General features: G+C 68.5%; 16 protein-coding genes. 11 read left to right on the forward strand and 5 right to left on the reverse strand.

The annotated features are described in order from the left end of the window. Window positions 1-20 precede the first annotated feature (20 nt). From QHF89_RS04665 to thiD, 8 genes are all read left to right on the forward strand, one after another. Window positions 21-968, forward strand: coding sequence for a hypothetical protein (locus QHF89_RS04665; protein ID WP_136967315.1), 948 nt, complete (start codon window positions 21-23; stop codon window positions 966-968). Next, window positions 965-1,903 (forward strand): hypothetical protein, encoded by a 939-nt coding sequence (locus QHF89_RS04670; protein ID WP_136967314.1) that lies wholly within the window; start codon window positions 965-967, stop codon window positions 1,901-1,903. The genes QHF89_RS04665 and QHF89_RS04670 overlap by 4 nt, the downstream gene beginning before the upstream one ends. A gap of 172 nt (window positions 1,904-2,075) precedes the next feature. Then, window positions 2,076-2,711, forward strand: coding sequence for an RNA polymerase sigma factor (locus QHF89_RS04675; RefSeq protein WP_136967313.1), 636 nt, complete (start codon window positions 2,076-2,078; stop codon window positions 2,709-2,711). 5 nt (window positions 2,712-2,716) lie between these two features. Next, the gene (locus QHF89_RS04680; RefSeq protein WP_284720143.1) at window positions 2,717-3,733 is read left to right on the forward strand and encodes a TonB family protein; all 1,017 of its coding nucleotides are present in this window, start codon (window positions 2,717-2,719) and stop codon (window positions 3,731-3,733) included. A gap of 60 nt (window positions 3,734-3,793) precedes the next feature. Beyond that, complete coding sequence (locus QHF89_RS04685; RefSeq protein ID WP_136967311.1) at window positions 3,794-4,561, forward strand: energy transducer TonB; 768 nt, start codon at window positions 3,794-3,796, stop codon at window positions 4,559-4,561. 236 nt (window positions 4,562-4,797) lie between these two features. Continuing rightward, on the forward strand, window positions 4,798-5,751 hold the full coding sequence (locus tag QHF89_RS04690) for an esterase/lipase family protein (RefSeq protein WP_136967397.1): 954 nt from the start codon (window positions 4,798-4,800) through the stop codon (window positions 5,749-5,751). Between the two features lie 23 nt (window positions 5,752-5,774). Continuing rightward, window positions 5,775-6,803: a lipase secretion chaperone gene (locus tag QHF89_RS04695; RefSeq protein ID WP_284720060.1), complete on the forward strand. Its 1,029-nt coding sequence runs from the start codon at window positions 5,775-5,777 to the stop codon at window positions 6,801-6,803. Window positions 6,804-6,852: 49 nt separating this feature from the next. Continuing rightward, on the forward strand, window positions 6,853-7,653 hold the full coding sequence (gene thiD, locus QHF89_RS04700; RefSeq protein ID WP_136967309.1) for a bifunctional hydroxymethylpyrimidine kinase/phosphomethylpyrimidine kinase: 801 nt from the start codon (window positions 6,853-6,855) through the stop codon (window positions 7,651-7,653). On the opposite strand, the gene QHF89_RS04705 is transcribed toward thiD, so the two are convergent. The 3 genes from QHF89_RS04705 to QHF89_RS04715 form a co-directional block, all read right to left on the reverse strand. Next, window positions 7,654-8,541, reverse strand: coding sequence for a fibro-slime domain-containing protein (locus tag QHF89_RS04705; protein WP_284720061.1), 888 nt, complete (start codon window positions 8,539-8,541; stop codon window positions 7,654-7,656). 73 nt (window positions 8,542-8,614) lie between these two features. Beyond that, on the reverse strand, window positions 8,615-9,274 hold the full coding sequence (gene msrA / locus QHF89_RS04710; protein WP_136967308.1) for a peptide-methionine (S)-S-oxide reductase MsrA: 660 nt from the start codon (window positions 9,272-9,274) through the stop codon (window positions 8,615-8,617). 60 nt (window positions 9,275-9,334) lie between these two features. Further along, window positions 9,335-10,645 carry a serpin family protein gene (locus tag QHF89_RS04715; protein ID WP_136967307.1) on the reverse strand — a complete coding sequence of 437 codons (1,311 nt, stop codon included), beginning with the start codon at window positions 10,643-10,645 and terminating at the stop codon, window positions 9,335-9,337. Window positions 10,646-11,213: 568 nt separating this feature from the next. On the opposite strand from QHF89_RS04715, the gene QHF89_RS04720 reads away from it, so the two are divergent. Next, the gene (locus QHF89_RS04720; protein WP_136967306.1) at window positions 11,214-12,395 is read left to right on the forward strand and encodes a hypothetical protein; all 1,182 of its coding nucleotides are present in this window, start codon (window positions 11,214-11,216) and stop codon (window positions 12,393-12,395) included. Between the two features lie 167 nt (window positions 12,396-12,562). On the opposite strand, the gene QHF89_RS04725 is transcribed toward QHF89_RS04720, so the two are convergent. Both QHF89_RS04725 and QHF89_RS04730 read right to left on the reverse strand, forming a co-directional pair. Continuing rightward, a complete protein-coding gene (locus tag QHF89_RS04725; RefSeq protein ID WP_136967305.1) occupies window positions 12,563-13,483 on the reverse strand; it encodes a hypothetical protein in 921 nt (306 codons plus the stop codon). After that, window positions 13,480-14,025 (reverse strand): DUF350 domain-containing protein, encoded by a 546-nt coding sequence (locus tag QHF89_RS04730; RefSeq protein ID WP_136932839.1) that lies wholly within the window; start codon window positions 14,023-14,025, stop codon window positions 13,480-13,482. Before QHF89_RS04730 ends, QHF89_RS04725 begins: the two co-directional genes overlap by 4 nt. Window positions 14,026-14,293: 268 nt before the next feature. On the opposite strand from QHF89_RS04730, the gene QHF89_RS04735 reads away from it, so the two are divergent. Together QHF89_RS04735 and QHF89_RS04740 are read left to right on the forward strand one after the other, a co-directional pair. Then, on the forward strand, window positions 14,294-16,360 hold the full coding sequence (locus QHF89_RS04735; RefSeq protein ID WP_136967304.1) for a M3 family metallopeptidase: 2,067 nt from the start codon (window positions 14,294-14,296) through the stop codon (window positions 16,358-16,360). After that, on the forward strand, window positions 16,360-17,247 hold the full coding sequence (locus QHF89_RS04740) for an Hsp33 family molecular chaperone HslO (RefSeq protein WP_136967303.1): 888 nt from the start codon (window positions 16,360-16,362) through the stop codon (window positions 17,245-17,247). The genes QHF89_RS04735 and QHF89_RS04740 overlap by 1 nt, the downstream gene beginning before the upstream one ends. Window positions 17,248-17,317 lie beyond the last annotated feature (70 nt).

The raw sequence follows: 17,317 nt of genomic DNA on the forward strand, positions 1-17,317 counted from the left end.
GGCGCGGCTCTACTCGCGACGTGCTCGTACGTACATGTCTCCTGGTCCTTCTGCCGGTGTTGATCGGCGGATGCTCGGGCCCGCCGCCTTCCTTCAAGGAGGCGGAGAACCTCGAAGCCCAAGCCAACTTCGAAGAGGCCGCGCAGAAGTTCGAGCTCGTCTGCGCCGAGGGGCCGGCGAGCCCGGAATGCCAGCAGAGCGGCCCCCGGGCCGCGGGCGCGCTCGTGACGGCCGCGACGAAGGCCGTCGAAAAAAACGAATTCGGCAAGGCTGAGCGCTTGCTCCTCCGCGCCCTCGCCTCCGCGGACGAACCCACGGCCAAGGACATCGAGGCGCGCCTCGGCAAGGAGGACCTGACCGAAGGCGTTCGCTTCGAGCAGGCCGCCGCCGATACGGACAAGGCGCGCGCGTTCGATACGATGAAGGCGCTCGCCGACGGGACCACGCCCGCGGCCGCGCTGGCGAAGGCTTGGATCGAGAAGGAGCGGCCGGGGCTGCTCGTAGCGCAGGTGAAGGCCGCGTGTGGCCCGGAGCATCAGGGCTCCTGCATCGATACGTTCGAGAAGCTTTCGGCGCTGCCCGAGAAGCCGCCCGGATTCGACGAGGCCAAGGCCGCCCACGACGCCGAGCAAAAGCGCACGGAGAAGGCGCGCGCCGAGCTCGACAGGTTCATCGGCGTCTTCATGCAGCGAGGCAAGAAGGACCTGGCCTTCACGTTCTGCATGGCCGAGAAGACCGCCGAGATCGAGGCCGAATTCCAGCGCATTCGCGCCTGCGAGGAAGACATCTACGACGACGGGAAATCTGCCTACGAGCGGTTCGACGCGCGGCAGACGGAGGACTCGCTCTTCCGCAGGCGCGTCGCGGCGCTCGGCGATCCGGGCGTCATTGCGACGTACGAGGCACGCCGCTCCGGGGCCGTCGCGACGGGCGAGGATCCGCTGAAAGCCCTGAAAGGTGCGAAATGAGCCGACCCATTGCCCAGGCCATCGTGGTGCTCGCCCTCGCGCTCGCGGGCTGCGATGCCGCCAAGGAGCCGATGTCGAAAGCGCGAGAGGCCGAGGCGGCTGGCAAGGTCGCCGAGGCCAAGGCGCTGTATGCCGAGGTCTGCAAGGCCGCCGAGGGCTCGCCATTTTGCCCCGTGGCCAAGCAACGAATCGAGGCCCTCACGGTCCGGGAGGCGACCACGCTCGTCGCCGAGGAGCAATACGGCAAAGCCAAGGAGCTGTCGGCGACGGTCACGGATGCGCCGGCGAAACGCGCGTTCGAGGCGCTCGCAAAGACGCGAGCGATGAGCAGCGCGGCGGCGTTCGAGGAAGCCAACGCCTCGGCGGACAAGGCCGCGGCGCGGGCCAAGATGGAGGAGCTCGCCGGGCAAAGCTCGCCGGTCGCGGACAAGGCGAAGGAGTGGCTCACGAAGAATGGCCCGGCCCTCCTTCTCGACGAGGTGAAAGCCGCCTGCAAGCCGGACGGGACCGGCTCCTGCGTCGACCTCGGCAAGAAAATCGCCAAGCTCTTCCCCACGAGCCCCGAGGCCGCCGAGGCGAAAGCGCTGGTCGATGCCGACGCCAAGCGCCTCCATCCGCTCCTCAAACAAGCGGAGGCGCTGCTCGTGCAACGACTCGAGATTTCCAACTGGAAGAGCAAATACGACCTCTGCCTGAAGCAGGCCGAGCCCTCCCCGGGCGGCTACGAGATGCAGGTGTGCAAGACGGAGGTGGGCATTCCCGAGGACCGAGGGGATCCCTTCAGCACGAGCTTCCTCGAAGGGGCGTGGAAGAAGAAGCTCACGGAGATCCACGACCCGGGCTGGGTGAAATCCCTCGAAGACCGGTGGGGGAAGATCGAAAGCAGCGGGATCTACGATCCGGCGAGCTTGCCCAAGCCGGGCGAGTCGAAGTAGCCGTCGTCCTCCGCACATTTCGGAGATCGCACGCCCCCACATTTTCTGTGATCAACGTGCCCCGGACCGGGCATGGTAGAGACGTGGCCCCCGCTTTCGCCCATGTCCTCCCTGCGTTCGCCGCGCCTTGCGTGGCCGCCGGGCTCCGTTCGTCGAAACGGAGGGTGAACACGTGACCCTCGTCTCCGACCTGGACATCCTCTTCTCGGGCGCCGAGGTCTGCGAGGCGGACGAGCCTCGCGCGGTCGAGGAGGGGTGGGCCAGGGGCGGCGAAGGCGACGCGGAGAAGGCGCGGCTCCGGGGGATGATCGACGCGCATTTCGACGCCGTGTACGTGGCTCTCCGGCGGCTCGGAGTGCCGGCGGCGGAGCTCGATGATTGCGCCCAGCAGGTGTTCGTCGTGGCATCGGGGAAACTCGCGGCCATTCAGCCGGGGCGTGAGAAGGCGTTTTTGATGGGCACGGCCGTGCACGTCGCCTCGCACGCCAAGCGCGCGCAACGCCGGCGGCGCGAGGTCCCCGAGGCGGACGAGGTGGCGGACGCGCGGGCGGATGCAGGGCCTCGGCCGGACGAGATCGTGGAGCAGCGACGCCTGCGGGCCCTGCTCGACGAGGTGCTCGCGGCGATGCCGGAGGATCTCCGGACGGTGCTCGTGCTCTTCGAGCTGGAAGAGCTCACGATGCAGGAGATCAGCGGGGCGCTCGATTTGCCGATGGGAACGGTGGCGTCGCGGCTCCGGCGCGCGCGGGAGCTTTTTGCGAGGATCTCGGCGCGGGTCGTGGGGACCCAAGGAAGGGGGCGGCCGTGAGCGAGATGCGCAGGCTGCTCGACGAGAAGGGGGACGACGCGGCGACGGCGCTCCTGCGCTCGGCGCGAGCCGATCGGGCGCCGGCGGGCTCCAAGGCGCGAACCCTCGCGGCGCTCGGAATCGAGCCGGCGCGCGTGGCGAAGGCGCACGAGATTCCGGCGCGGGAAAACAACAGGCCTCGCCTGGCGACCCCGATGCAGCCCGAAAGGCCCGAACCTCGGCCGGTACGGGCTGCGATGGCCGGCGCGAAACGATCGGCGCAGGCGACGCCGCACATATTGTTCCAGAGCGTCCTCGGGCCGACCGGGAAGCCGGTCGGTTTTTTCCAAAAAGGGCGGCTCGGCGCTGGGCTCGTGGCGGCGGCGCAGGTGGTGCTCGTCGGAATCACGCTCCTTTCGCAGCCCATGCATCGGCCCGAGGCCTCGAAGGGGCCCGCGGACGAGCCGCTGCAATACCCCGAGCTCCAGCTCGGCGCAGGAATCCCCGCGCCCGCGCCTCGCGCCGAGGCGAAGGGCCACGACGCGGAGCCCCATCGTGTCGCGGCGCCCGTGAATGCTTCGCGTGGCGTGCCGAATGCGATCACGCCGCCGCCGAAGGTGACCGTGGCGGACGAACCTCCCTCGTCCGAGGAACCCCGCGCGCCCGAGGCCGTGCCTCCGCAGATCGCCAGGGTGGAGAACGCAGGCTCGCCCGAGGTGCTCCCGGCCAAACCCGAGGCGCCGAACGTCACCGTGCGCCCGTTCGAGCAAGGGACCATGTCCCAGCCGAAGCGAATCGGCGGTCGGGATCCCGTGTACACGCGCGAGGCGCTCCAGGCTCGCGTGGAGGGCATGGCCCTCTTGCAATGCGAGATCACGGCGACAGGCGCGACGAGGGATTGTCGGCTCCTGAAATCCTTGCCGCACATGGACGCCGAGCTGCTCGCGGCCGCGCGTACGTGGCGATTCTCGCCGGCGACGCAGGGCGGAGAGCCCATTGCCGTGCGGTACGTCTCGAAGGTCAATCTCGTTCTGCCGAAGTGAATCGGTCTTGAAATAGGTTGCTCCGGGACGCACCTCGTTCGTCCTGGAAAGGAGGCATTCGTGTTCGAATCGGCCATGGGCCGGTACGAGGGCGCTCGTCCGCACCTCGGCACCGGAGCTCTTCTCTCCATTGGCGCGCACGCGCTCGCCGCGGTCATTGTGTTCGCGATCCCCGGCAAGAAAGCCTCCTCGAACGAGGACGAGCCGGTCGTCGTGTTTCAGGTCCCGCCCAAACCGGCGGCCTTGCTGGGATCCCCGGGCCCCGCGGCCCCCCAACCCCCACAGGCCGCGCCGCCGAAAACGCCTCGGCCCAAGCGCCCGCAGGTCCCAATCCTGACGAACGAGCCACCCAAGGTCGAGCCGACCGAACCCGAACCAACGGACGAGCCGCCTGCCGCCGCGGTCGGGGACGGTGCGACGGCGCCGGATGGCACGGGCAATGGCGGCGATCCGAATGGTAAGCCAGACGGCGTCCTCGGCGGGGATCCGACCGGCACGGGGACTGCGACGCCTCCGCCGGAGCCGCCGCCGACGAACACCACGTTGAGCTGGACCTCCGAGATGGGCCGCCCGGTCCTCCTCGCCGGCCCCGCGCAGCCGCCTTATCCGAGCGACGCGGCGCGACAGCGGATCGAAGGGACCGTCATCGCGCAATGCGTCATCACCACGGAGGGCAGGCTGCGGGATTGTCGCATCCTCAAAGGGCACCCGTTCCTCGACCCCGCGGTGAACACGACGCTCGCGCAGCAGCGCTACAGCCCGATGATGTACGGCGGCCGGCCCATCAGCGTGCGTTACATCCTCACGTTCAAATTCAAGCTCCAGTGACGCGGCGTGGATCGAGGAGACCGATGCACCGACGATCCACCCTGGATCTCGTTTGACTCAATCCAGATCACCATCACGCCCAGCCGTTGCAGCCACAATGGCTTGTTCCAGGCGCAACGCGTCATTCGATCCTCTGGCATGGACGGTGCCATTCGGATAGGATGGAGGGCCTGAACATGCGCTGGAACATTGGCTTGGGGGTTCGGTTCGGTCGGGCGGCAGCATTTGGCACGGCGATGTTCGCGTCGGCCTTCATCGGCGGGTGTGGCGGCGAGTCGCCGAACCAGCTCGCGGCGGCGGAGGAGACATCGACGTCGGCGGCCAATGGGTACACCGACACGTACACGCAAACGAAATTCCCCATCGTCCTTTGCCACGGCATGGCGGGCTTCGACGAGCTGTTCGGCGTGGTCGACTATTTCCACGGCATCGAGTCGTCGCTCGCGTCGGGCGGCGCGCGTGTCTTCGTGACGCAGGTGCCCGCGTTCTCGTCCACCGAGGCGCGCGGCGAGGAGCTCCTCCAGCAGGTCGAGGAGATCGTCGCGGTCACGGGCGCCAAGAAGGTGAACCTCATCGGCCATAGCCACGGCGGCCTCGACATCCGGTACGTCGCCACGATGCGGCCCGACCTCGTCGCAAGCGTGACGAGCGTGGGCTCGCCGCACCACGGCGCCGACCTCGCCGATTTCCTCCGCGACAACATGACGGAGGGCGGGTTCTCCGAGGCCGTGCTCTCGCTCTTCGCGAACTCGCTCGGGACGATCCTCGGCCTGCTCTCCGGCCAGACGAGCCCGCAGAACTCCATCGCCGCGCTGGAGTCGCTCTCGTCCGAAGGCTCCGCGGCGTACAACGCGACCTACGGCGCGGGCTTGCCGGCGGCGTGGTGCGGCGAGGGCGCGCATGTGGTGAACGGGATCCGGTATTTCTCGTGGTCCGGCACCTCGAAGGTGACGAACGTGCTCGACGTCTCCGATTACCCGATGGGCCTCACGGGCATCATCTACGACGACGCGAACGACGGGCTCGTCGGCCGCTGCAGCTCGCACCTCGGCGACGTCATCCGCGACGATTACAAGATGAACCACCTCGACGAGGTGAACCAGCTCTTCGGCATCACGGCGCCCTTCCAGACGAGCCCGAAGTCGGTATTCCGCGCCCACGCGAACCGCCTGAAGACCCTCGGCCTCTGACGTCCTTCCCAGCGAGGATGCGCGTGAACCGCCGCCGCATCGCCACGGGGATCGCCCTCGTCACGCTCGTCGCCGCCGGCATCGGCGCGTGGAAACGAAGCGGGGACGAACCCGCGCGCGCGGGCGACACGACGGCCGAGGCGCGCGGCGGCCCGAAAAGCGCAACGCGAAAAATCTCGACGCCGCCCGTCCGACGCGCCGAGACCAACGTCGACACCCGCGAGAAGAGCCCCTTCAAGGAAAAGGCCCGCTCGCTGCGCGGCACGGACGAGGACGGGGCCTTGCGCGTCGGGCCCGACGGATCGCTCCTCCTCGGTCCGGAGATCCTGCGCCTCTTCGATTACTACTTCACCACCGAGGGCGAGGAGAGCGACGAGACGATCCGCGCCCGGATCCTGGCGGCCATTCGCGAGCGGGCCTCTGGCCCGGCCGCGCTCCAGGCCGCCGCGCTGCTCGATCAGTATCTCGCGTATCGAAAAGACAAGGACGGCCTCGCGCTGCCGAAGGACGAAGAGGCCGATCCGACGGCGCGGCTCGAAGCGCTGAAAAAGCTCCGGCGCAAGCATTTCGGCGAGGAGACCGCGGACGCGCTCTTCGGCGACGAGGAGCGCGAGGGCGAGGTGGCCGCCGAGGCGAGCCGCATTCGTCAGGACGAAACGCTGACGGCCGACGAGCAGGAGCAAAAGGTCGCCGAGCTCGAAGCGAGCTTGCCCCAAGGAGCGCGCGAGGCGCGCGAAGCCGCGACGTTGCCGCTCCGCGCGCGCGCCGAGGCGGACGCGATGCGCGCGGAAGGGGCGACGGACGAGGACGTGTACACGAAGCGCGTCGAGACCCTCGGCGTGGAGGCGGCCGACAGGCTGGCCGAGCTCGACGCGCAACGCGCAGCGTGGAAAGCGCGGATCGAGGCGTTTCGAAAGGAACGCGACGCGCTCGCCGCGAAGACGCAGGACGAAGCCGCGTTCAAGGCCGCCGAGCAAGCGCTGCTCGATCGTTCGTTCACGCCGCTCGAACAGCGCCGGGTGCGGGCGACGCTGGCCATGTCGAGCAAGTAAACGAAGCCGCACCTTGCGCGTCGCGTCCCGCGCTGGTAGGCGAGCCGCGATGCAAGGGCGTGTGCTCATCGTGGCCGGCTCGGACTCGGGCGGCGGGGCCGGTATCCAGGCGGATCTCAAGGCCGTGACGGCGCTCGGCGCGTTCGGGGCGACCGCGATCACGGCGCTGACTGCGCAGAACACGCGCGGCGTCTTCGGGGTGTTTCCGGTCCCGCCCGCGTTCCTCGCGCAGCAGATGAGCCTCGTGCTCGAGGACATCGGCGCGGACGCGATCAAGACCGGCATGCTCCATTCGGCCGAGGTGATCGACGTCGTCGCCGACGTGCACGCGCGCCTCGCGAAGGACGTCCCGCTCGTCGTCGATCCCGTGATGGTGGCCAAGGGCGGCGCGCCGCTCTTGCTCCCGGAGGCGCGGGAAGCGCTCATCGGCCGGCTCTTGCCGCGCGCGACGCTGATCACGCCGAACGTGCCGGAGGCCGAGGTCCTTGCGGGACAAACGATCGACTCCGTCTCCGCGATGCGACGCGTGGCCGCGGCGCTGCTCGCGCTCGGTCCGAAGGCGGTGCTCTTGAAGGGTGGGCACCTCGAAGGGCCGAAGGTCACGGACGTGCTCGTCACGGCCGCGGGAGAACAGCTCTTCGAGGACGATCGCATCGAGACCACCTCGACGCACGGAACGGGATGCACGCTCGCCTCGGCGATCGCCGCGGGGATCGCGCAGGGGCTCGGGATGGAAGCGGCCATCACGCGGGCGCGGCGGTACCTCCGGCTCGCGATCCAGAAGGCGCCGGGCCTCGGGCACGGGCATGGGCCCTTGAATCACGCGGTGACGGTCGCGCCCTTCGACTGATTATTCGGGGATCGGCGGCTCCGAGAAGCAGCCGATGGTCGTGTCGATCCGGAAGTTCGATTCGCTCGTGTGCCGCTCGGCGAAGAAGAAATCGAGCGGGTAGGTCTTGCCCTTCTCGATGCCGAGCTCGGCCGCGCGCTCGTCGAGGTTCACCGTCGAGGTCTGCGCGCCGTGCACGCCGCCGAGGTCGATCACCTTCTTCCCGTTGATGAACGTGAAGAGGTCGTCGTCGCCCGTGAACGTGAAGATCTCGCCGCCCTCGTAAATGAACTGCGTCCGCAGCTCGAGGGTGAAATGGTAGTTGTGGGTCTGGAACTCGTCGCCGAAGCCCTGACCGTCAATGGGAAAAAACGCCGAGTTGTTGTACGTGTAGGTCCCGCCGCCCGCGGCCATGAGCGGGATCTCGACCGGGATCGCGATGTTCACGCCCTCGACGTCGTTGTACCACTGATCGAAATTGGCCTTGCCCGTCGTCGTCGGCGTCGTCGGGTTGCCCGCATAGACGGGTTTTCCGTCCGCGCCCAGCTCGTTCGTGACGATGCCCTTGTCGTCGCCGATGAAATCCTCGAAATCTGGGTGCGCGATCTGGAAATCGCGCACGGTCGCCTTGAGGATGGGATTGCAGTTCGGATCGCCGCCGCCCGCGCCTCCGCCCGCGCCGCCGACGCCCGAAGGAAAGAGCTCGCCGCCCTCCCCGCCCTGGCCGCCCATGCCGCCCGGGCCCATGCCGCCTTGCCCCGAACCGCCGGCGCCGCTGCCGCCGGCGCCCGAACCGCCCGTGGCGCCCGTGCCGCTGTCCCCGCACGCGGTCGCCGCGCCGAGGAGGCCCATCATCCCAAGGACGAGCGCGAAGCGCCCCATCCGGCCCGCGTGTCGTGTCTTCATCATGGGGGGGATGGTATCCGCGCTTCGCGGGCCCTGTCACGCTAGAGCAAACGCGGAGGCCGTGCTCCGCCCGAACTCAGCCCGTCGAAACGAGCCCCACCGGGCAGCTCACGCCGGTGCCGCCGATGCCGCAATACCCGTCGGGGTTCTTCGCGAGGTACTGCTGGTGATAGTCCTCGGCGTAATAGAACGTCGGCGCTTCGAGGATCTCGGTCGTGATGTCGCCGTGCCCCGCGCCTTGGAGCGCCTTCTGGTAGGCGACGCGCGAGCGCTCGGCGGCCATCTTTTGCAGGAGGCCGAAGCAATAAATGCCCGAGCGATACTGCGTGCCGACGTCGTTGCCCTGGCGCATGCCCTGCGTCGGATCGTGGTTCTCCCAGAAGACCGCGAGCAGCGCCTCGTACGAGACCTTCGCGGGCTCGAAGACCACGAGCACGACCTCGTTGTGACCGGTGCCGCCGGTGCAGACCTCTTCGTACGTGGGGTTTGGCGTGAGCCCCGCGGCGTATCCGACGGCCGTCGCGTACACGCCCTTCGTTTGCCAGAACTTGCGCTCCGCGCCCCAGAAACAACCGAGCCCGAACATCGCCTGCTCGGTGCCCTCGGGGAACGGGGGCACGATCCGCGCGCCGCTCACGAAGTGCCGCTCGGGCACGCGCATCGGCGTGCTCCGCCCGGGGAGGGCCTGCTCCTTCGTGGGCATCTGCAGCTTGCGAGGGTCGACCTTGAAGAACATGGGCGTATCTTGGTGCGGAAGGCTCCGCACGGCAAGATACGCCCATCGGAAGCGTGCCGCTCAGCTCGGGTCGACCACGCGACCCACGAAGAGCACGGACTTCGTCGCGATGTCGCGGATGAAGAACAAGAACGGCTTGTCGAACGTGATCGCCGCCGGCTCGGGCGCGCTCGTCTCGCCCACGATGACCGCGGTCGCCGCCGCGGCCTCGGTCCCCGCCTCGTTCACCCCGACGAACGCCTGGTGAATCACGTCCGAGATGAAGAGCCCGCCCTTCCCATTGATGCCCGAGAGATCGGCCTCGCCCGTGAACGCGACGCCCATGCCGAGGATCTTCAGTTGCTCGACCAGGCTGAACTTCGACTCGAACTTGAATCGCGGCATCCGCGTGTCGACCGAGCGCTCGGAGAGAGCACCAACGACCTCGTTCAGGCGGGCCGCGTCGAAGCTGCTCTCGAACGCGTCGAGATCGTTCGGCAGCACGAGCACCATCGAAAGCTCGTTGCCGTCGTAAGGCAGCTCCACGGCCGCGTAATCCGCGCCCTGCGCGTAAGGCGCCTCGACGTAACCCTGCATCATGGGCACGGAGACCGAGCCGCCCTCGCCCGTCGTGAACGAGGCGTTCTGCGTGTTCTCCTCCTCGAACGGCGTCCGCCACGCTGCATTGAAGTACACGGCGTTCGTCAGCACGAGCCGCGTGCTCGCGTCGATCGAGCCCTCCTGGAGGATGTCCTTGATCTTGCCCTCGGTCTTCTTCTCGACCCAGCCGTTGATCAGCGAGCGGGCCTCCTCCGTCCCCTCGATGTAATCGACGACGTTCATGCCGGCGCCGTAATTGAGGCCGAGCACGTCGAGGAACGCCGTCTCGAAGGGAAACCCGACCTGGCCCCAGACCGCGTTCGCGATGTTGAGCCGGAAGCCCTGGCCGTCCGAGCCCTGCGCGCCCTTGCCGCGGCTCGCAAACGCGAGATCGAGCGCGTTGAACGCCGGATGGAGCTCTGCCTGCAGCAAGGTGAAGTGCAGCGCCTTCGCCATGTCCGTCTCGGTTTGCCCGCGCGCGCCGGCGAAGGTCATCGCGAGCGCGCTCGAGATCGAGTGCGGGGAATAGAAGAGGTTTCCGGGCTCGCCGCGGAGGTTCTTGTACAGATCGAGCGCGAACGCCGTGTTGCCATCGACGAGCGCGGTGAGGTGGTCGCTCGGGACATTCGGGCTCGTGATCCGCTGCGCGCCGGAGGTCACGACACAGCCGGGTGTGTTCGCGTCGTGGCAATCACCGGTATCCACGGCCCCGGGAGGCTCGGGCGGCGCAGACGAGCTGCAAGCGAGGGCGGAGAGAGAAAGAAGCAGGGAAACAAGGGGGAGCGTTCGCATGCTAGGACGTCAAAGCAATCGGCATGCCGCAGCCTGTTCTCCGCGATTCCATGGCGCTCGCGCCGAGAGCGCGGCAGGGATGTCGGAGAACGGCTCAGGGTGGCACGCATCCACGCCGAGGCCCGGATCCAAGGCCTGCATCGAGGGCCGAGGTGATGCGCGGCCGGGCGCTCGCCGCCGCGCGGACCAGGGCGCAGAACAGAAATGATCGGCCCTGAAAAACATACAGCCCCGGGGCTCCCCATGAGCCGCGGGGCCGGATCGCCGAGCGGGAACAATCGCGATCGATGTCATGGAAGCCCGCTCCGCCCGTCTCGTCAACTCGATTTCACCCAATGCAATTCTTTTGACCCGAGGCTCACCGTCGCGTTATCGCCCCGGGCGGAGCACGCCCGGACGGCTTGAACCTTCGCGCGGCGCGGCATGCATTCGTGTGCGTGTCATGAATCGCGGGCGCCGCGTCGGCGCGCCGCCGCGGGGGGTCATTCCGGGGCGCGAGGCCCCACCCGACGAAGCACGATACGAGGGTCGCGCCGGAAGGCCCGACCCTGGTAAGGTGGGGGCTCCCATGAAAAAGGCCGAAATCGATGCTCTCGTGCACGCTCATCGGGGAAGCGCCCGCGCCGTGGCCTTCTTGCACGTCCTCCGGCAGCCGGCGCTCGCGCCGGACGATCACACCTTCCTCGCCGAGCACGCGCACGAGCTCACCTCCGCAGATCTCCTGCGCTGGCGCGCGCGCACCTCGTCCGCGGATCGTACGCCCATCCTCGCCGCGCTCGCGAAGCTCGGTGCGGACAAACCCGCCGAGTTCGAGCACGAGGTGCTGAACGCCCCCGGGCTCTCCTTCGAGGATCAGGAATGGGAGGCGCTCGCCGACCTCGTCCGCGGGAAGGTCCCGCCCGCGCTCCAGGCGCGTATCGAGCGGAAGGAAACAAGGGCGCCCGCGCCCGTCGTGGTCTTCACGCCCGCGGACGAACCCGTCGATCTCGCCGCGATGTTCGACCTCGACGAAGGCAGCGCGCCCGACGCGTCGGCCTCGAAAGAAGGAGACGGCGCGCTCTTCGGCGGCGGCGCGCTCGGCGACGACCTCGATCTCGGCTTCGGCGACGACGAAGGCGATCCGCTCTTCGCCGATCCGTTCGCGGGCCTCACCGTCGACGATGCGCTCGAAAAGGTGCAGACCGGGACGAACGGCGACGAGCGCGCGATGCTGCTCGATTGGCTCGCCGCGCAAGGCGTCGATGCCGCGCGGCTCATGAGCGTCGCGCTCGCCTCGCTGCATCAGGGGCCCGTGGCCTCGCCCGTGGTCGCCTGGATCGGAAAGCGGCTCGTGTCGAAAGCGGACTGGGAGACGAACGGAGCCGCGCTCTTCCTGGCGCTCGTCCAGCGGCGCGCTTTCGCCGAGCTCCAGGAGTTCGTTGCGCAAGCCGCCGGCGCCTCGCCGGAGCTCACCGAAGCGCGGCTCGCCGCGTTCGGCCACGTGCTCCTCGACGTCACGCAGAGCGCGATCAAAGAAAAGGACGAAGCTCGCGCGGCCGCGACGCTCGCTGCGCTCTCGGCGCTCGATGCGACGGACGAGACGCGGAAGAAGCTCGGCGCGTTGAAACAAGCGCTCCACGAGGCCCAGGCCTCGGCGGTTCTCGTGACGCTCCTCGATCTCGTGGACCAGCGCGCCCGCGCGCACGGCGAAAATCCCACGGAAGGGATGATCGCCGCCGTGCACGCCCTCTCGGACGCGCTCAGCTCCTAGAACATCGATCGGTTCAAGAACCGCTCGATGTTCTAGGCTTCTTTCGTCCCGAGGGGGACGCCTCGCGTCCCCCTCTCGCCCGGGCAAAGCCCGGTCGATTCACCCCCCGAGGCGAGCTCGCTTCGCGATCTCGCAGAGCATCGAACCGTTCGATGCTCTAGCTCCGCTCAACGCTTCTTCGTCGACTTCGGCTTCGGCCCGTCCCCGGCTTTGCCCGTCGTGGCATCGTTCTTCGGCGCCTTCTCCGACGAACGGATCCGCACGGGCACGACGACCCAGTCGTTCGGCTTCAACATCTCCTTCGAGATCCATCCCACGGGCGCGCTCTTCGCGGTCGTCTCGACGAACGCGTACTCGCGGCCCTGGTAACGAATCTTCTCGCCTTGCGCCGGCACCGCGACGCCGAGCATCGCGTGCCGGTGGGCATTCGAGTTCAGGAGCACGCTGTCCACGCCGATGGAGTCGAGCAACATGTGCAAGAGCAACGCCTTCGAATCGCAGTCGCCTTTTTTCCCCGAGACCACGAGCGCCGGCGGCATGAGGCCGAAGGGGCGATCTTTGGGGATCTCGTAAGGGATCGCCTGGACGAACGAGGTCATGAGCTCGACCGCGTCGAGCGTGCCGAGCTTCGCCTCCTGGATGCGCGCCTTGAAGCGCGCGGCGAGCGGATCGACATCGGGTTTGCTGCGCTCCGCGAGCGACTCGAAGATGCACTGCATGCTCACGTCGCAGCCGGGCGGCGGCACCCACTTGAACGCGCCGTCGCCCGCGTCCTGGTATTTGAGGCGCTGCGCGAGCTCGTGGTGCGCGGCGTCGACGTCGCGTTGCTCGTCCGCGGCGAGCGCGTAGCCGGCGCGATAGACGGGCGGTTCGAGGCGACGATCCCGCCACGCATACTTCGTCGCGCCGGACGCCGGCGTCGCTTCGGGATACACCGCGACGCCGAGATCGACGCCCGGCGTCGTCGCGGACGGCTCCTCCTCGCCGCTCGGCGTGAGCAGATCGTTGATGTCGAAGGCGCAGCAGCAGCAGCCCGCGACGAACACGCACGAGGTCGCGGTGAGCGCGAGGAGCGTTCGCCCGCTCATGACGGCGCCATCACCTCGTCGCGCGCGAGCTCGGGCAGCGGCAAGAGACCGTCGAGGGCGGTCTCGAGCCCCGGCGCGGCCACGAGCGCGGTCACCACCATCACCGCGCCGAGCACGAGCGCGGGCGCGACGTTGCCCTTCCGGATCTCCGCGAGCTCATCCACGCCCCGCGTGAGGCGCACGAAGACGAACGTGCCCACGGCGATCGCGGCCGCGCCGACGGCGAGCGAGAACGCGACGTGCGCGAGGCCGTAAAAGACGAACCTGCCGAGCATCACCGGCGCGAGCTTCTGGCCGCGGTACATGAGGTCCATCGCGGCGAACGTCGCCGACACCGCGTGCTGCGCGAGGAGCCCGAGCGAGAGCAGACCCGCGGCCGAGATCACGGCGACGCCCGTGTTGCCCTTCCCGAGCTCCGCGTCGATCTCGCCGAGGCGCAGGGCCCGCCCGAGCACACGCGAGCCGAGCCATACGCCGAGGGCGCCGACGACGATGCCAAAGAGGATCTTGCCGATCCCGATCAGGAAGAGCGCGACGTTCACGGCGCGAGCGTAGCGGAATCGTGCGGCCCTCGAAACCGGCGAACGAGCACGGGACCCGAAGGCCCGGTACCACGGAAAGCGATGGAGTTTCGATCCGTTCGCCCTCCGAGGGCTCGCTTTGCCGCGTCGCCCGGCTCACGGACGAGGGTTCACGCCGAACTCGTCCGGATGTCGTGCGCCAAGCGTTGCGCGACCCGAGCGACGATCGTAGGTAGCAAGGACGAAGAAGTCCCCTGGGGAAACGCGCGCGCCCACGAGAGCACCGACCATGTCCGAATCTCATGAAAATCCGCTGCTCGGCCTCGGCTACGAAATTCCCTTCGATCGCATCCGCGGCGAGCATGTGCAGCCCGCCGTGAAAGAGCTGCTCGCCGAGGCGAAGGCGCGGCTCGACGCCCTCGCGGCGGCCGCGGGGCCCCGCACGTTCGAGAACACCATCACCGCGCTCGAACGGGTGACGGAGCAGCTCGATTTCGTGATGGGCGTCGTCGGTCACCTCGAGTCCGTCGCCACGACGCCCGAGCTCCGCGCCGCCTACTCCGCGGTGCAGCCCGAGGTCAGCGAGTTCTTCAGCGGCATCGCGCTCTCCGAGCCCGTGTGGAACGCGCTCAAGGCGTACGCCGCGACGGACGAGGCCAAGGCGCTCACGGGGACCCGCAAGCGGCTCCTCGAAAAGACGATCGCCGATTTCAAGCGCAGCGGCGCCGACCTCGATCCGGAGGGGAAGAAGCGCCTCGCGGAGATCGACGTCGAGCTCGCGCAGATCACGCTCCGTTACGGGCAGAACGTGCTCGACGCGACGAACGCGTTCGAGCTCGTGATCGGCGAGCGCGACGGGCTCGCGGGCCTGCCCGAGGGCGCGGTGCTCGCGGCGAAGGCGAGCGCGGAGGCGAAGGGCCTCTCCGGGTATCGCTTCACGATGCAGGCGCCGAGCTACCTGCCCGTGATGACGTACCTCGACGATCGCTCGATCCGCGAGCGCATGTACAAGGCGTACGCCACGCGCGCGACCGAAGGGCCCTGGGACAACCGCCCGCTCTTGCAGCGGATCCTCGTGCTCCGGCGTGAGAAGGCGCGCCTGCTCGGCTTCGAGAGCTTCGCCGACCTCGTGCTCGAAGATCGCATGGCCAAGTCGGGGCACGCCGCGCGCACGTTCGTGCAGACGCTCCGCGACAAGACGCAGACGCACTTCGATCGGGAGAACGCCGAGCTCCAGGCGTACCGCAAGGAGATCGAGGGCCCGGACGCGCCCGCGATCGAGCCGTGGGACGTCGCGTATTACGCCGAGAAGCTCCGCCGCGCGCGTTACGATTTCGACGAGGAGTCGCTCCGCCCTTATTTCTCCGCGGAGAAGGCGCTCGATGGAGTCTTCGCGATCGCCTCGGCGCTCTACGGCGTGCGCATCGAGCCTTCACCCGAGACGAAGGCCTGGCACGAGACCGTCTCGACGTACCGCATCGTGGAGTCGAACGGACACGCGAGCGCGGTGTTTTACGTCGATCTCTGGCCGCGCGAGTCGAAGCGCGACGGCGCTTGGATGCAGGGGCTCGTGACGGGCGTGTGGTCGCCCAAGGTCCCCGCTTCGCACCTCGAAGTGCTCGCGGGCAACCTCACGCCGCCCATCGGCGACCGCCCCGCGCTGCTCAACCACCGCGAGGTCGAGACGCTCTTCCACGAGTTCGGCCACCTCATGCACCACGCGTCGAGCTGCGTGGAGGTGCGCACGCTCGCCGGCACGAACGTGGCGTGGGACTTCGTCGAGCTGCCCTCGCAGATCATGGAGAACTGGTGCTGGGAGAAAGAGGCGCTCGACCTCTTCGCGCGGCACCACGAGACGAACGAGCCGATCCCGGCGCCGCTTCTCGAGCGCATGCGGGCCGCGCGCACGTTCCGCACGGCGAACGCCATGATGCGGCAGCTCGGCTTCGCCGAGGTCGACCTCGCGCTGCACGTGGACTGGGATCCGGCGCGGGACGGGGATCCCACGGCGTACGGCCGCGAGATCCTCTCGCGCCACTCGCCCGCCCCGCTGCCCGGCGACCACGCGATGCTCGCCTCGTTCTCGCACCTCTTCTCGAGCCCCGTCGGGTATGCCGCGGGGTATTACTCGTACAAGTGGGCCGAGGTGCTCGACGCCGACGCCTTCTCGCGGTTCAAGCGCGAGGGGCTCTTCAGCCGCGAGGTCGGCGAGGCCTTCCGCTCGGAGATCCTCGCGCGAGGTGACAGCGAAGATCCCATGGTCCTTTACCGGCGCTTCATGGGACGCGAACCAACCCTGGAGGCGCTGCTCGAACGCGACGGCCTCATCGCGTCCGGGACGGCGGTGGCCGTTTGATGAGCGAGCGAAACGTCACGAACAAGAAAGCCGACAAAGTCATCCGCGCGATGACGAACGACGGCGCGTTCCGGGTCATCACGGCGCTGACGACCGACACGGTGCGCGGCGCCATCGCCTCGCAGAACGCGAAGGGCACGGTGGCGGGCCGCTTCGGCGAGCTCGTCACGGGCGCGCTCCTCATCCGCGAGGCGATGAGCCCGAACCTGCGCGTCCAGGGCATCCTGAAGGGCGCGAGCGGCAAGGGCAGCATCGTGGCCGACGCGCACCCGGACGGCACGAACCGCGGCCTCGTCGGCTTCAGCGGGACGACGGGCGAGGACATGGCGGGCGGCAAGGGCGCGCTGCTCAAGATGATGCGGACGCTGCCGAACGGCTCGCTCCACCAGGGCATCGTGGAGGTCTCGTTCGAGGCGCAGGACGGCGGGATCTCGGGGGCGCTCATGGCGTACATGCAGCACTCCGAGCAGATCGTCTCCACGATCGCCGTGGCCACGCTGCTCGAAGGGGACGAGGTCGTCGCCGCGGGCGGCTACATCGTCGAGCTCTTGCCGGAGGTCGAGCGCGGGCCGCTCATGATCATGACGCAAAGGCTCGAAGACTTCCCGAAGCTCGACGACATACTCCGCAAAGGGAACCTCACGCCGAACGCGCTGATCGAGGATCTCCTCTATGGCATGCCGTACACGCTGCTCGCGGAGTCGGACCTCCGGTATGCGTGCCATTGCAGCGAGCTCCGCGTCCTCTCCAGCCTGGCCACGCTCCCGCGCTCGGACATCGAGGACCTGCTCCGCGACAACAAGCCCCTGGAGATCACCTGCGATTATTGCCGAAAAGAATACGGCATTCAGCCTTCGCAGCTCCAGGCGCTCCTCATGGCGAGCTGAATCCCCCCGCACGTCCCGGCCGCTCCCCCTTCCGACCTGCACGACGCCGCGAATTCGCGTTTCGTCGGCT

Source organism: Polyangium sorediatum, assembly GCF_029946465.1.
Lineage (GTDB): Bacteria > Myxococcota_A > Polyangia > Polyangiales > Polyangiaceae > Polyangium > Polyangium fumosum.